At 75.2% G+C, this 13,498-nt stretch carries 13 protein-coding genes; 4 read left to right on the top strand and 9 right to left on the bottom strand.

Annotated features, from left to right (window positions below; all coding sequences use genetic code 11):
* Positions 1 to 90 precede the first annotated feature (90 nt).
* From LO771_RS26105 to mca, 3 genes are all read right to left on the bottom strand, one after another.
* Entirely contained in the window at positions 91 to 2,199 is a 2,109-nt protein-coding gene (locus tag LO771_RS26105; RefSeq protein WP_230747059.1) for a thioredoxin domain-containing protein, read from the bottom strand.
* 177 nt (positions 2,200 to 2,376) lie between these two features.
* The gene (locus LO771_RS26100; RefSeq protein ID WP_374228251.1) at positions 2,377 to 2,619 is read right to left on the bottom strand and encodes a hypothetical protein; all 243 of its coding nucleotides are present in this window, start codon (positions 2,617 to 2,619) and stop codon (positions 2,377 to 2,379) included.
* A 95-nt stretch (positions 2,620 to 2,714) separates the two neighbouring features.
* Positions 2,715 to 3,596 (bottom strand): mycothiol conjugate amidase Mca, encoded by an 882-nt coding sequence (gene mca / locus LO771_RS26095; protein WP_230747057.1) that lies wholly within the window; start codon positions 3,594 to 3,596, stop codon positions 2,715 to 2,717.
* Positions 3,597 to 3,721: 125 nt separating this feature from the next.
* Between mca and LO771_RS26090 the strand changes: the two genes are divergently transcribed.
* Positions 3,722 to 4,144, top strand: a complete 423-nt coding sequence (locus tag LO771_RS26090) for a DUF4307 domain-containing protein (RefSeq protein ID WP_230747055.1) — start codon at positions 3,722 to 3,724, stop codon at positions 4,142 to 4,144.
* 329 nt (positions 4,145 to 4,473) lie between these two features.
* On the top strand, positions 4,474 to 4,971 hold the full coding sequence (gene greA / locus LO771_RS26085; protein WP_230747052.1) for a transcription elongation factor GreA: 498 nt from the start codon (positions 4,474 to 4,476) through the stop codon (positions 4,969 to 4,971).
* Between the two features lie 139 nt (positions 4,972 to 5,110).
* Here greA and LO771_RS26080 read toward each other — a convergent pair whose 3' ends face one another.
* The 3 genes from LO771_RS26080 to ilvA all read right to left on the bottom strand — a co-directional run bounded on the left by LO771_RS26080 (position 5,111) and on the right by ilvA (position 8,503).
* On the bottom strand, positions 5,111 to 5,965 hold the full coding sequence (locus LO771_RS26080) for an ABC transporter permease (protein ID WP_230747050.1): 855 nt from the start codon (positions 5,963 to 5,965) through the stop codon (positions 5,111 to 5,113).
* A gap of 1 nt (position 5,966) precedes the next feature.
* Positions 5,967 to 6,971, bottom strand: a complete 1,005-nt coding sequence (locus tag LO771_RS26075) for an ATP-binding cassette domain-containing protein (RefSeq protein WP_230747049.1) — start codon at positions 6,969 to 6,971, stop codon at positions 5,967 to 5,969.
* Between the two features lie 314 nt (positions 6,972 to 7,285).
* Positions 7,286 to 8,503 carry a threonine ammonia-lyase gene (gene ilvA / locus LO771_RS26070; protein WP_230747047.1) on the bottom strand — a complete coding sequence of 406 codons (1,218 nt, stop codon included), beginning with the start codon at positions 8,501 to 8,503 and terminating at the stop codon, positions 7,286 to 7,288.
* Positions 8,504 to 8,820: 317 nt separating this feature from the next.
* Between ilvA and LO771_RS26065 the strand changes: the two genes are divergently transcribed.
* A complete protein-coding gene (locus tag LO771_RS26065) occupies positions 8,821 to 9,309 on the top strand; it encodes a MarR family winged helix-turn-helix transcriptional regulator (protein WP_230747045.1) in 489 nt (162 codons plus the stop codon).
* An 81-nt stretch (positions 9,310 to 9,390) separates the two neighbouring features.
* On the opposite strand, the gene LO771_RS26060 is transcribed toward LO771_RS26065, so the two are convergent.
* The 3 genes from LO771_RS26060 to LO771_RS26050 form a co-directional block, all read right to left on the bottom strand.
* Positions 9,391 to 10,548: a cystathionine gamma-synthase gene (locus tag LO771_RS26060; RefSeq protein ID WP_230747043.1), complete on the bottom strand. Its 1,158-nt coding sequence runs from the start codon at positions 10,546 to 10,548 to the stop codon at positions 9,391 to 9,393.
* Between the two features lie 171 nt (positions 10,549 to 10,719).
* Positions 10,720 to 11,232, bottom strand: a complete 513-nt coding sequence (gene msrA / locus LO771_RS26055) for a peptide-methionine (S)-S-oxide reductase MsrA (protein WP_230747041.1) — start codon at positions 11,230 to 11,232, stop codon at positions 10,720 to 10,722.
* 218 nt (positions 11,233 to 11,450) lie between these two features.
* On the bottom strand, positions 11,451 to 12,668 hold the full coding sequence (locus LO771_RS26050) for an alpha/beta hydrolase (protein WP_230747039.1): 1,218 nt from the start codon (positions 12,666 to 12,668) through the stop codon (positions 11,451 to 11,453).
* Positions 12,669 to 12,790: 122 nt separating this feature from the next.
* Between LO771_RS26050 and LO771_RS26045 the strand changes: the two genes are divergently transcribed.
* Positions 12,791 to 13,375, top strand: a complete 585-nt coding sequence (locus LO771_RS26045) for a TetR/AcrR family transcriptional regulator (protein WP_230747038.1) — start codon at positions 12,791 to 12,793, stop codon at positions 13,373 to 13,375.
* Positions 13,376 to 13,498 lie beyond the last annotated feature (123 nt).

Below are 13,498 nucleotides of genomic sequence, written 5' to 3'. Positions count from 1 at the left end.
CCGGGCACCCCGGCAGGCGGGCGTCCGGGCACGCGGGCGCCCCGGGCCGGGGCCGGTCCCGGGGGCCGCGGCCGCGCGGGCCCCGGGACGCTACTGCACGTGGGCCCCGACGGCGGCCGCGAGCTCGGCCGCGTCGGCGGTCGGGGCGTCGCAGGTGAAGCGGCGGCAGACGTAGGCCGCCGGGCGTCCGCCGAGCAGCGGCCGGCCGCGCAGCAGCGGCACCTCGCCGCCGGTCCCGTCCGCCTCCCCGCCGTCCGTGTCCCCGCCGTCCGGTTCCGTGCCGCCCGGTTCCGTGCCGCCCGGCGCACCGACCGTGACGACGGCCCCGGGCGCGGTGGCGAGCAGGGCGGTGCGGTGGAGCAGGGCGGTGGCGTCGTCGCCGGCCGGCCCCACCACCGCGATCTCGCGCGGCCCGTCGGCGTACGCCTCCGCCGCCGCGAGTCCCCAGCCGATGAACCGCGGGGCGCGCGAGGCCAGCGCCCCGACGACGCCCAGCGCCCGCTCGGCGGCGGTGCGGTGGCGCTCGGAGCCGGTGTGGGCGGCGTAGGACAGCAGGGCCGCGGCGGCGGCGGTCCAGCCGGAGGGCGCGGCGTTGTCGGTGGGGTCCTGGGGTCGGCGGATGAGCTGCTCGGCGTCGTCCGCGGTGTCGTACAGCGCCCCGGTGTCCGGGTCCGCGAAGTGGACGAGGACGGTGTCCAGCAGACCGCCCGCCAGCTGCAGCCACTCGGGGCCGCCGGTGACCGCGTGCAGGGCCAGGAACCCCTCGGCGACGTCCGCGTAGTCCTCCAGCACGCCGGCGTTCGGGCCGGGCCGGCCGTCGCGGGAGGTGCGCAGCAGGCGCCCCTCGGGGGTGAGGTGCACGGAGAGCAGCAGGTCGGCGGCGGCGAGGGCGGCCTCCAGCAGGTCCGGGCGCTCCAGCAGGGCGCCGGCCTCGGCGAGGGCCGCGACCGCCAGGCCGTTCCAGGCGGCGACGACCTTGTCGTCGCGGGCGGGCGGGGTGCGGCGGGCGCGGGCCGCCAGCAGGCGGGCGCGGACCGACTCGTACCAGGGCAGGTCGTCCGGGTCCTCGGGCAGCTGCAGGACGGAGGCGCCGTGCTCGAAGGTGCCCTCCTCGGTGACGGCGAAGAGCGCGGCGGCGCGGCGGCCGTCCTCCTCGCCGAGCTCGGCGGCGAGCTGGGCGGGCGTCCACACGTAGTAGGCGCCCTCGGCGGGCTCGCCGGTGGCCGGGTCGGGGCTGTCGGCGTCCAGCGCGGAGGCGAAGCCGCCCTCGGGGGTGCGCAGCTCCGCCAGCAGGAACGCGGCGGTGTCCAGGGCGGTCCGGCGGGCCTGCGGGGAGCCGGTGGCCCGCCACAGGTGCAGGTAGGCGCGGAGCAGCAGCGCGTTGTCGTAGAGCATCTTCTCGAAGTGCGGCACCACCCAGGCGGCGTCCACGGCGTACCGGGCGAACCCGCCGCCGAGCTGGTCGTGGATGCCGCCGCGGGCCATCGCGTCGCAGGTGCGCTCGGCCATCTCCAGGGCGGCGTCCGAGCCGGTGCGGGCGTGGTGGCGCAGCAGGAACTCCAGCACCATCGACGGCGGGAACTTCGGCGCGCCGCCGAAGCCCCCGTGCCTGCCGTCGAAGTGGCGGGTCAGGCCCAGCAGCGCCTGGTGGAGGCCGTCCTCGCCGGGGGCCGTGTGCCCGGCGGCGCCGAAGCCGGAGGTCCGCTCGGCCAGGTCGGCGGCGATGCGGCCGGCGACCTCGCCGACCTCCTCACGGCGTTCCTGCCAGGCGGCGGCGACGCCCTGGAGCACCTGGCCGAAGGAGGGCATGCCGTGGCGGGGGCCGGGCGGGAAGTAGGTGCCGAAGTAGAAGGGCTCCGCGTCGGGCGTGAGGAAGACCGTCATCGGCCAGCCGCCCTGGCCGGTGGCGGCCTGCACGGCCTCCATGTAGACGGCGTCGACGTCGGGGCGCTCCTCGCGGTCGACCTTGACGGCGACGAAGTGCTCGTTGAGGTAGGCGGCCACGGCCTCGTCCTCGAAGGACTCGTGGGCCATCACGTGGCACCAGTGGCAGGCGGCGTACCCGACGCTGAGCAGCACGGGCACGCCGCGCCGCCGCGCCTCGTCGAACGCCTCCGCCGACCAGGGCCACCAGTCGACGGGGTTGCCGGCGTGCTGGAGCAGGTACGGGGAGGTGGCGTCGGCGAGGCGGTTCGGCATGCGACCATCCTCGCCCATCCGCCCGCCCGGTGCGGGGAGGACGCCCCCCGCCCGGCGCGGGCGGGGCGGCGGCGGACACGCCTGAGGGCCCCGGGGCGCGGGCGGGCCGGGGCTTCCCGGGTCGGCCGGTCCGGTCGGCCGGGCGAGCCGGTCGGGCGGTCCGGTCAGGCGGTCCGGTCAGGCGGTCCGGGAGTCCTCGGGGCGGCCGCCCGGGGCGGCCGGGGCGTCGTCCTGCTCCGGCTCCTCGACGAAGTCGACCTTCTTGAACTGCTTGTTCATGTTCTTCAGCAGGAACCAGGTCGCGGCGCCGAGGACGGCGAAGACCACGAAGCCCAGCAGGCCGGGGGTCACCTTGTCCTCGTCGACGGCGAGCGAGGTGAGGTGGGCGAGGACGGCGGGGTCGGTCATGGGGGTGCTCACATCTCCATGGTGGCCCGGCCCGGCGCGGACCGGGCCACCGGGGTGCCGGTCGGACGGCGGGACCGGCCGGGGCGGGCGGCGGGGCGGGGCTGCGGTCAGACGGTGACGTCGGCCGTGATGCCCGCGAACAGGTCGTCCTCCGGCAGGGAGGTGTCGACCAGCGAGCGGGCCAGTTCGAAGTCCTCGGTGGGCCAGACCTCCCGCTGGACCTCGCGCGGCACGCGGAACCACGGGCCGTCCGGGTCGATCTGGGTGGCGTGGGCGATCAGGGCCCGGTCGCGGACCTCGAAGTAGTCGGCGCAGTCCACGCGGGTGGTGATCTCCCGCTCCTTGCGGCCGCTCTTCTCCCAGCCCTCGATCCACTCGCCGTACGGGGAGTCCAGGCCGTGCTCGGTGAGGTAGGCGTGCAGGGCTCGGATGCGGCCCATGGGGAAGCCGTGGTTGTAGTACAGCTTCAGCGGCTGCCAGGGCTCGCCCGACTCCGGGTAGGCGTCCGGGTCGCCGGCGGCGTCGAAGGCCGCGATGGTGATCTTGTGGGTCATGATGTGGTCGGGGTGCGGGTAGCCCCCGTTCTCGTCGTACGTGGTGATCACGTGGGGACGGAACTCGCGGATCAGCCGCACCAGCGGCTCCGCGGCCTTCTCGACCTCCTGGAGGCCGAAGCAGCCGTCCGGGAGCGGGGGCAGCGGGTCGCCCTCGGGCAGCCCGGAGTCGACGAAGCCCAGCCAGGCCTGCTTCACCCCCAGGATCTCCCGGGCCGCGTCCATCTCCTTGCGGCGCACCTCGTGGATGTTCTCCTCCACCCACGGGTCGCCCTGGAGCTTGGGGTTGAGGATGGAGCCGCGCTCTCCCCCCGTGCAGGTGGCCACCAGCACGTCCACGCCGCGGGCGACGTACATGGCCATGCTGGCGGCGCCCTTGCTGGACTCGTCGTCCGGGTGGGCGTGCACCGCCATCAGTCGCAGCTGCTCAGTCAACGCCAGAATTCCTTCCGCATGCGTACCGCGCCGCCCCGGCGCGTCCGGCCGGGGTCGGCCACTCCTATAGTGACGGACTGGAGGGCCCGTGCATTCCGCGGCCTTGCCGGGGAAGGAACGATCGGATGAGCACCACAGCGCCCAGGGTCCCCGAGGGCCGGTACGGACGGTCCGGCCGCTTCGGCGGGGACGACGCGAGGGCGGACCGGCGGCTCCGGGCCGCGGCCGTGGTCTGCGGCGTGCTCTTCGCGGCGCTGGTCGTCTGGCTGGGCACCTCCTACCTGATGCGGGAGAGTCGGCTGCACGGCGAGGTGACGTCCTTCACCGTGGTCTCCGACACGCAGGTGCGGGCGCACGTCTCGGTGCGCAAGCAGGAGGGCGTGGGCGGGGTGTGCACGATCCGGTCCCAGTCGGCGGAGAAGGAGACGGTGGGACAGGCGGACGTCGCGATCCCCGCGAAGGGCACCGCCCTGGAGGAGGACGTCGTGCTGCGCACCGTCCGCCGCGGCACCACCGCCGAGCTGCTGGGCTGCACCCCCCGCCCGTAGCCGCCGCGCCCGGACCTGCCCGCCGCCGCCAGGGGCTCCCGCAGCCCCGGGAGGCCCCCGGGAGGCGCGGAGGTCCCCCGCCCCGGCGTGCGGCCGCCCCGGGGGAGCGCGCGGCCGCCCAGGCCACGCCCCCGGCTGTCGTACCCGTGAGGCATAGTCGAAGACGAGGGCGGGCACGCGTCCCGGGGCAGGCGGGCTGCGGTGCGCCGCAAGCCACTCCCCCTCTGCCCCGAGGAATTGTTACCCTCGTGGTTTCGCCCCTTCCGAGCCCAGACGGCCCGGGAGCGGGCGTTGCTTTGTAGTAAGCCGAGTACCGACGAGGAGCACCTGTGACCCAGACCAGCGATAACGTCACCTGGCTGACCCAGGCGGCGTATGACCAGCTCAAGGCCGAGCTGGACTATCTGTCGGGTCCCGCACGCGTGGAGATCGCCAAGAAGATCGAGGCGGCCCGCGAGGAGGGTGACCTGCGCGAGAACGGCGGATACCACGCGGCCAAGGAGGAGCAGGGCAAGCAGGAGCTGCGCATCCGCCAGCTCACCCAGCTCCTGGAGAAGGCCCAGGTCGGAGAGGCGCCGTCGGACTCCGGCGTGGTCGCCCCCGGCATGGTCGTCACCGTCGCCTTCGACGGCGACCCCGACGACACCATGACATTCCTGCTCGGCTCCCGCGAGGTCGCCGGCGACGACCTGGAGATCTACTCCCCCCAGTCGCCGCTGGGCACCGCGATCAACGGCAAGAAGGTCGGCGAGGACGCCACCTACGAGCTGCCGAACGGCAAGAAGGCCACCGTGAGGATCACCGGGGCCAAGCCCTACAGCGGCTGAGCCGTCCCAGGACGCACGGAGGGCGGCCGCCGGCCCCGGGTCTCGGACCACGGGGTTCCGGCGGCCGCCCTCCGGCGCGTCCGGGCCGGTTGCGGCGGGCCCGGGCCGGTCGGGGCCCGACGGGCCCCGACGGCGGGGCTCAGCCCACGGCGTTGCGGTACTTGCGCACCGCCAGCCAGGAGAAGAGCGCCAGGATCAGCAGGGACCAGGCCAGCGACGCCTCCACCGGGTGCTCCATCGGCCACACGTGGGCGGGGTCCACACCGGGGTTGCCGAAGAGCTTGCGGCAGGCCTGGACGGTGGCGCTGAAGGGGTTCCAGTACGCGATGGCCTGCAGCCAGCCCGGCATGGTGGAGACCGGGACGAACGCGTTGGACAGGAACGTCAGCGGGAAGAGCCAGATCAGGCCGGCCGAGGTGGCCGCCTCCGGGCTGCGGACCGACAGGCCGATCAGCGCGCCGATCCAGGAGAAGGCGTAGCCGAGCATGAGCAGCAGGAGGAAGGCGCCGAGGGCCTTGAGCACGCCCTCGTGGATCCGCCAGCCGACCAGCAGCGCCACGGCCGCCAGCACCAGCACGGTGAAGGCCGTCTGCACGACGTCGGCGATGGTGCGGCCGACCAGGACGGCGGAGCGGGCCATGGGCAGCGACCGGAACCGGTCCACCAGGCCCTTGGTCATGTCCTCCGCGACGCCGGCCGAGGCGCCCGCGACCGCGAAGGTCACGGTCTGGGCGAAGATGCCCGCCATCAGGAACTCGCGGTAGGCGCTCTCCCCGCCGGAGCCGGGGACCTTGATCGCACCGCCCATGACGTACGAGAAGAGCAGCACGAACATCACGGGCTGCATCAGTCCGAAGACGACGATCTCCGGGATGCGGGTCATGCGGCGCAGGTTCCGCTTGGCCACGACCCAGGAGTCGCGCAGCACCTGCACCGCGCCGCCGCGCGGCTGCGGCACCGCGTGCCCGATCGCCGCAGGGGTGGTCGCCGCCATGTCATGCGTCCTTTCCGGTGGTGGTGCCGCTGCCGTCGGCGTCCTTGGCGGCGCCCTCCTCGGAGTCCTCGGCGGCGTGGCCGGTGAGGGAGAGGAAGACGTCGTCCAGGGTCGGGCGGCGCAGGCCGATGTCGTCGATGATGATGTTCCGGCCGTCGAGCTCGCGGATGACGTCGGCGAGCACCCGGGCGCCGCCGCTGACGGGCACGGTGATCCGGCGGGTGTGCTGTTCGACGGCGGGCTCGCCCTTGGCGTAGGGGGTGAGCGCCTCCAGCGCGGTCGGGATGAGCTCGCGGTTGTGGACCACGACCTCCACCCGCTCGCCGCCGATCTGCGCCTTGAGCTCGTCGGCGGAGCCGCGGGCGATGACCTGCCCGTGGTCGACCACGGCGATGTCGTGGGCGAGGCGGTCGGCCTCCTCCAGGTACTGCGTGGTGAGCAGCAGGGTGGTGCCCTGTGCGACCAGGGTCTCGATGACCTCCCACAGGGCGAGCCGGTTGCGCGGGTCCAGGCCCGTGGTCGGCTCGTCGAGGAACATCACCGGCGGGCGGACCACCAGGGCGGCTGCGAGGTCGAGGCGGCGGCGCATGCCGCCGGAGTAGGTCTTGGCCGTGCGGTCGGCCGCCTCGGAGAGGTTGAACCACTCCAGCAGCTCCAGGGCGCGGGCCTTCGCCTCCCGGGGCTTCATCTGGTACAGCTCGCCGACCATCTGGAGGTTCTCGCGGCCGGTGAGGTACTCGTCCACGGCCGCGTACTGGCCGGAGAGCCCGATCAGGCTGCGGACCCGGTTGGGCTCCTTCAGCACGTCCACGCCGGCGACGACGGCGCGGCCGGCGTCGGGGCGCAGCAGGGTGGTGAGCACCCGGACCGTGGTGGTCTTGCCCGCGCCGTTGGGACCGAGGAGACCGAGCACGGTGCCCTCGGGCACCTCCAGGTCGACCCCGTCCAGGGCTCGTACGTCGCCGAAGGTCTTCACCAGTCCTTCGGCGGTGATGGCTGCCGCCATGTGCCTCTCTCTTCTCCCGTGGCCGGCCGGTGCGGTGTGCACAGCGGTGTGTGCCGGACCGTGCGCACGCGGATGCACCAAAGGCGATACATCGCGTGTTGCGACGACGATGGCAGAACGCGATGTATCGCGTCAAGGCGTGAAGGGGGTGCAGGGACCCCTCGCACGCCGTCCGGCCCCGCGACGGCGTCGCGGGGCGGGTACCAGCATGGCGGGTGCCACTGACAACGGCCCACCGATTTGACGTTCCCGCAGGCCGGGACGGGTCGGGCCGACGGCCGGGGCGGGTCGGGTCGGGCGGACCCGGCCCGGCCTCAGCCCTGCCGCAGCACCGTGTAACCCGCCTCGCGCAGCTCCGCCAGGACCGCGGCGCAGTGGTCCGGCCCCTTGGTCTCCAGGTGCAGGTCCACCTCGGCCTCCGCGAGGCCGATCTGCGGCGCGGTCCGCACGTGCGCCACGTCCACCACGTTGGCGTCCACCCGGGAGAGCACGCCGAGCAGGGTCGCCAGCGCCCCCGGCCGGTCGACCAGCAGCAGGCGCAGCGACAGGTACCGGCCCGCCGCCGCCATGCCGTGCCGCAGCACCCGCTGCATCAGCAGCGGGTCGACGTTCCCGCCGGAGAGCACCGCCACCACCGGCCCCTCGACCGCCTGCGGCTCCTGGAGCAGCAGGGCCACCGGGCTCGCCCCGGCCGGCTCCACCACCAGCTTCATCCGCTCCAGGCAGAGCAGGAGCGCCCGGGAGAGGGAGTCCTCGGAGACCGTGCGCACCCCGTCCGCCAGGGCCTCCACCACGGCGAACGGCACGTCGCCGGGCATCCCCACCATGATCCCGTCGGCCATCGTCGCGAACGACTCCAGCGGCACCGGCCGCCCCGCCGCCAGCGACGGCGGGTACGCGGCCGCGCCGGCCGCCTGCACCCCGACCACCCGCACGTCCGGCCGCAGCGGCTTCACCGCCGCCGCGATCCCCGCCAGCAGCCCGCCGCCGCCCGTCCCCACCAGGATCGTGCGGACCTCGGGGCACTGCTCCAGGATCTCCAGCCCCACCGTGCCCTGGCCGGCCACCACGTCCGGGTGGTCGAAGGGGTGGACGAGGACCGCGCCCGCGGTCTCCGCGAACTCCCGGGCCGCCGTCAGGGCCTCGTCGACGTTCAGCCCGTGCAGCCGCACCTCGGCGCCGTAGCCGCGGGTGGCCTCCACCTTCGGCAGCGGCGCGGCCGACGGCATGAAGACGGTGGAGCGCACCCCCAGGAGCGACGCCGCCAGCGCCACCCCCTGCGCGTGGTTGCCGGCGCTCGCCGCCACCACCCCCGCGGCGCGCTCCACCGGCGAGAGGCCGGCGATCCGCACGTACGCGCCGCGCAGCTTGAACGAGCCCGTGCGCTGCAGGTTCTCGCACTTGAGGTGGACCGGGAAGCCCGTCAGGGAGGAGAGGTGGCGGCTGCCCTCCATGGGGGTCACCCGGGCCACGCCCGCGAGCATCTTGTGCGCGCCGCGCACGTCGTCGACGGTGACCGTCCAGCTGTGCATGGTGCCAGCGTAGGACGGCGCGGCGCCCCGGACCGGGCGTGCGGGCGGCGGCGCACCGGAGGACGTTCCGGCGGGCGCCCGGGAGGGGGCCGGCAGGAGCCCGGCGCGGGCGCGGAAGGAGGCGCGGCAGGGCGCGGAGGGGGCACGGAGGGGGCGCGGAGGAGCCACGGAGGGGGCACGGAGGGCACGGCGGAGCCGAAAGTTCGCGCGGTTCGGGGCGTTACGTGCGAGGGCCCGGTCCGCGTACCCTCGGAGGCGCCGGGCCCGGCACCCGGAGGGCCGCGGCGCACAGCACCGATCGAACACCGCGAGCCGCCATGACCTCGGACCACGTCCTCCACGACCGCCTGCAGTACCAGGTGGCGATCTTCGCCCGCCGGGTCGAGCAGGTCCGCATCGGCGGTGTCGGCAGCCAGCGCAACTCGATGGACCGCGCCGCGTTCCTGCTGCTCAACCGGCTGGACTGGCAGGGGCCCATGGGCGTCAAGGCCCTCGCGGACGCCCTGGGCATCGACTCCTCGACCGTCACCCGGCAGGTCGCGCCCCTGGTCGACGCCGGGCTCGTCGAGCGGGTCCAGAACCCCGACGACAAGCGGGCCGTCTTCCTCGGCCTCTCCCCGCTGGGGAGCGAACGGCTGGAGGAGGTCCGCAGCAGCCGCCAGGAGCTGGTCAGGCGGCTCGTCGCCGACTGGCCGCAGGAGGATCGGGAGGCCTTCTGCGAGCTGCTGGCCCGCTTCAACCTCTCCATGGAGTCCTACGCCGCCGGGGGCGGCGCCCAGGACCCGGCGGCGGTGCCGAGCCGCTGACCGCGCGCCCCGGCGGCGGGGCCGGGCCGGGGGCGACGCCCCGGCCCGGCGTCCCGGGACGGCCGTCCCGGGCGGGCCGTCTCAGCCCAGCGCCTCGGTGAGGTCCGCCAGCAGGTCGTCGGCGGACTCGATGCCGACCGACAGCCGCACCAGGTCCGCCGGGACCTCCAGCGCCGAACCCGCCGCCGACGCGTGCGTCATCCGGCCCGGGTGCTCGATCAGCGACTCCACACCGCCCAGCGACTCGCCCAGCGTGAACAGCCGCGCCCGGTTGCACACGTCCACGGCCGCCTGCTCGCCGCCCGCCACGCGGAACGACACCATGCCGCCGAACGCCCTCATCTGCTTGGCCGCCACCTCGTGCCCCGCGTGCTCCGGCAGCCCGGGGTAGAGGACCTGCACCACCTTCGGGTGGCCGGTGAGCATGTCGGCGATCCGCACCGCGTTCTCGCAGTGCCGGTCCATGCGCACGCCGAGGGTCTTGATGCCGCGCAGCACCAGCCAGGAGTCGAACGGGCCGGCCACGCCGCCCATCGCGTTCTGGTGGTAGGCCAGCTGCTCGCCCAGCTCCGCGTCGGCCGTCACCAGGGCGCCGCCCACCACGTCCGAGTGGCCGCCCATGTACTTGGTGGTGGAGTGGACCACCACGTCCGCGCCCAGGGCCAGCGGCTGCTGCAGGTACGGGCTGGCGAAGGTGTTGTCCACGACCAGCAGCGCGCCCGCCTCCCGCGAGATCTGGGCCAGCGCGGCGATGTCGGCGATGCCCAGGAGCGGGTTGCTCGGCGTCTCCACCCACAGCACCTTCGTGGTGGTGCGCACCCCGGCCCGGACCGACTCCGGGTCGTGCATGTTGGCCACCGACCACTCCACGCCCCAGCGCTGGAGCACCTTGGAGAAGAGGCGGAAGGTGCCGCCGTAGGCGTCGTTCGGGATCAGGATGTGGTCGCCCGGCTTGAGGACCGTGCGCAGCAGGCAGTCCTCGGCCGCCAGGCCGGAGGCGAACGCCAGGCCGCGCCGGCCGCCCTCCAGCGCCGCGAGGTTCTCCTCCAGCGCGGTGCGGGTCGGGTTGGCCGAGCGGCTGTACTCGTAGCCGCCGCGCAGGCCGCCGACGCCGTCCTGCTTGTAGGTGGAGACCTGGTAGATGGGCGGGACCACCGCCCCCGTCTGCGGGTCGGCCTCCTGGCCCGCGTGGATGGCAAGGGTCTCGAAGGCGTAGTGCTGCCCGTGCTGGTCGCTCATGGTGTCCGAGCGTAGCCCGCGCGCGGGGCCGCCAGCGCACCGTACGGCCCGCGGCGGGGCACCGCCGGGGCTGCGGGGCGCAGGCCCGGCCCGGCGGCGCGGCCCCGGGCCCGGCCCTCCCCCGCCCGCGGGGGAGGGCCGCACCGCGCGGCCGGCCCTCCCCGCGGGCGGTCAGCCCTCCCCGCGGACGGGCAGCCGCCATCCCGGGCGCGGGAAGTGGCAGGTGTAGCCGTCCGGGTAGCGCTCCAGGTAGTCCTGGTGCTCGGGCTCGGCCTCCCAGAAGGGGCCGACCGGCTCGACCTCCGTGACGACCTTGCCCGGCCACAGTCCGGAGGCGTCCACGTCCGCGATGGTGTCCTCGGCGATCCGCTTCTGCTCGTCGTCCACGTAGTAGATCGCCGAGCGGTAGCTGAGGCCGATGTCGTTGCCCTGGCGGTTCCTGGTGCTCGGGTCGTGGATCTGGAAGAAGAACTCCAGGAGCGTGCGGTAGTCGGTCCTCTCGGGGTCGTAGAGGATCTCGATGGCCTCCGCGTGGGTGCCGTGGTTGCGGTACGTCGCGTTCGGCACGTCACCGCCGGTGTACCCGACCCGGGTCGCCGTCACGCCGGGCAGCCGCCGGATCAGGTCCTGCATCCCCCAGAAGCATCCCCCCGCCAGCACGGCCCTCTGCGTCTGCGTTGCCATTACGGCCCCTCCACTGTCGGTCTGCTCGGTCACCCGGGCCGCCCGGCTCGCACACCACCGGCCTCCCTGGCCTCCCGTTCCAACGCGCGGGGGTTCCGGGCGATTCCGCGGCCGCCCGGCCGGCGGACGACCGGCGGACAACCGGCGGACGGCCGGCGGACGGCCGGGACGCGGTCGGGCGCCCCCACCGCCGCGGCCGGGGGGGGCGACCGGTCCGGTCACGTCGGCGGCGGCGCCCCCGGCCCGGCCGCCCGCCCGGGCGAACGGACCCACGCCGTGAACGCCTGCAGGCCGTCGATGAGGATCGCGAACCGGATCGAGTGGAACAGGTCGAACGAGTGCTGCGCGCCGGGCAGTTCGACGTGGACGACGGGGCCGGCCGAGACGGCGCGCACGTCCGCGACGAACCGCCGCGCGTGCCCGGGCGGCACGAAGGTGTCCTGGTCGCCGTGTGCGATCAGCAGGGGCGGCACCCCGGGGTGGACGTGGTCGGCCGGGGACGAGGGCTGCGGCCCGGGCTCGATGCGGCCGTAGTAGCCGTAGAGTCCGATCGCTGCGGCCACCGACGTGTCCTCGTCCTCGAAACCCGGCTGGAACGCCGGGTCGCCGGCGGTGAACGCCGCGGTGACGGCGAGGTGGGCGCCCGCGGAGCTCCCCGCGAGGACGATGCAGGCCGGATCAGCGCCGTGCTCCGCTGCGTGCTCCCGGGCCCAGACGACCACCCGTTTGACGTCGACCACGAAGTCGTGGAACGCGGCACCCGGGCGCAGCCGGTAGTTGGCGCTGATGCACACCCAGCCCTGCCGGGCGAAACCGTGGAGCAGGGCACGGGCGTAGAAGCTCTTGCGGCCCGTCCGGAAGCCGCCGCCGTGGAGGTGGATCAGGATCGGCGCGCCGGGGGAGCGGTCCCGGCCGCGGTGGACGTCCAGACGGTTGCGCCTGCCGTGGGGGCCGTACGGGAGGTTCGCGGTCCGCCGGACGCCCCGGCGGGACAGGGGCAGCGGGGCGAGGAGGATCCGGGCCCAGGGCAGCCGGCGGACGCGGCCCGCCGGGGGCCTGTCGCCGGTGCCGCCGACGCCGTCCACGGCGCCGACGCCGCCGGCGGCGCGGAACCCCGGGCCGAGGCCCTCGTCGAGCGCACGGTCCACGGCCGCTCCCGCGCGCAGGGCCCGCCGGGCCAGGACGGGGGTCGCGGCGACGACGGTGCAGACCGCGCCCGAGGCGGCCAGGACGGCGGGCCCGTGGAAGTCGCCCTGCGCGCAGGCGAGCACCGTCGCCGCGAGCACCCAGGAGAGCCCGGCGAAGGGCGACTCGTTGACGACGGCGCTGAGGAACCAGCTCAGCGTCCCGAGCGGACGGGGGCGGCGCAGCGGCGCCAGGGCCAGGAGCGTGCCCACGACCACCACGCCCACGGTGGCCAGGTAGCCGATCGGCATGGCGGCTCCTCCGGGGGGTGCGGTCCTGCCGCCCGGGGCGGGCGGTGCGGGGCCGCGGCAGGCGGGGTCCCGTCAACGTACTACACCGGTAGTCGATGCGACTACCGGTGTAGTCTTCCTCCGTGTCGGACCGCGAACTGCTCCTGCTCGACGCCGCGATCGGCGTCCTCGCCCACGGCGGGATCCGCCGGCTGACCCACCGGGCGGTGGACGCCCGGGCGGGCGTGCCGACCGGGTCCACGTCGAACCGTTTCCGCACCCGCGAGGCCCTGCTGACCGGGGTGCTGGGGCGGCTGCTGGAGCGGGAGACGGCGCTGTGGACGGGCCCGGCCGTGCGGACGGGGGCGGGCGGCATCGACGGGTTCGCCGTACGGCTGGGCAGCGTGGTGGAGGCACTGGGCAGCACCGACCGGGAGCTCACGCTCGCACGGCACGCCGTGTTCGCCGAGGCGGCCCGGCAGCCGGCGCTGCGCACGGCCCTGCAGGCCGCCCGCCGCCGGCTGGCGGCCTGGCTGGCCCCGCTCCTCGCCGACCTCGGCTCGCACGACCCCGCAGGCGACCTGCGCCGGCTGCTCGCGCTGGTGGACGGGCTGCTCGCCGGCCAGCTGGTCGACCCGGAGGACGACTTCACCCCCGCCCCCGCCATCGCCGCCCTGCTGCACGGCCTCATCGACCCGCGCTCCGCGTCGCACCGGGCGGGCGGCTAGTACTCCAGCAGGACTTCGACGTTTTGCCTGTTCAGAGGCCTGCGCGCGTGAGTGTAGTGGGCGAACGTCTCATCAGGGGCGGTCTTCATGGGACCGCCCCTCGATCGTGTGCAGCCAGCGTTG

The organism is Streptacidiphilus sp. ASG 303 (assembly GCF_020991365.1).
Taxonomy (GTDB): domain Bacteria; phylum Actinomycetota; class Actinomycetes; order Streptomycetales; family Streptomycetaceae; genus Peterkaempfera.
The sequence above is the reverse complement of the archived record's forward strand: the minus strand, read 5'-3'. Positions and strand labels throughout refer to the sequence as shown.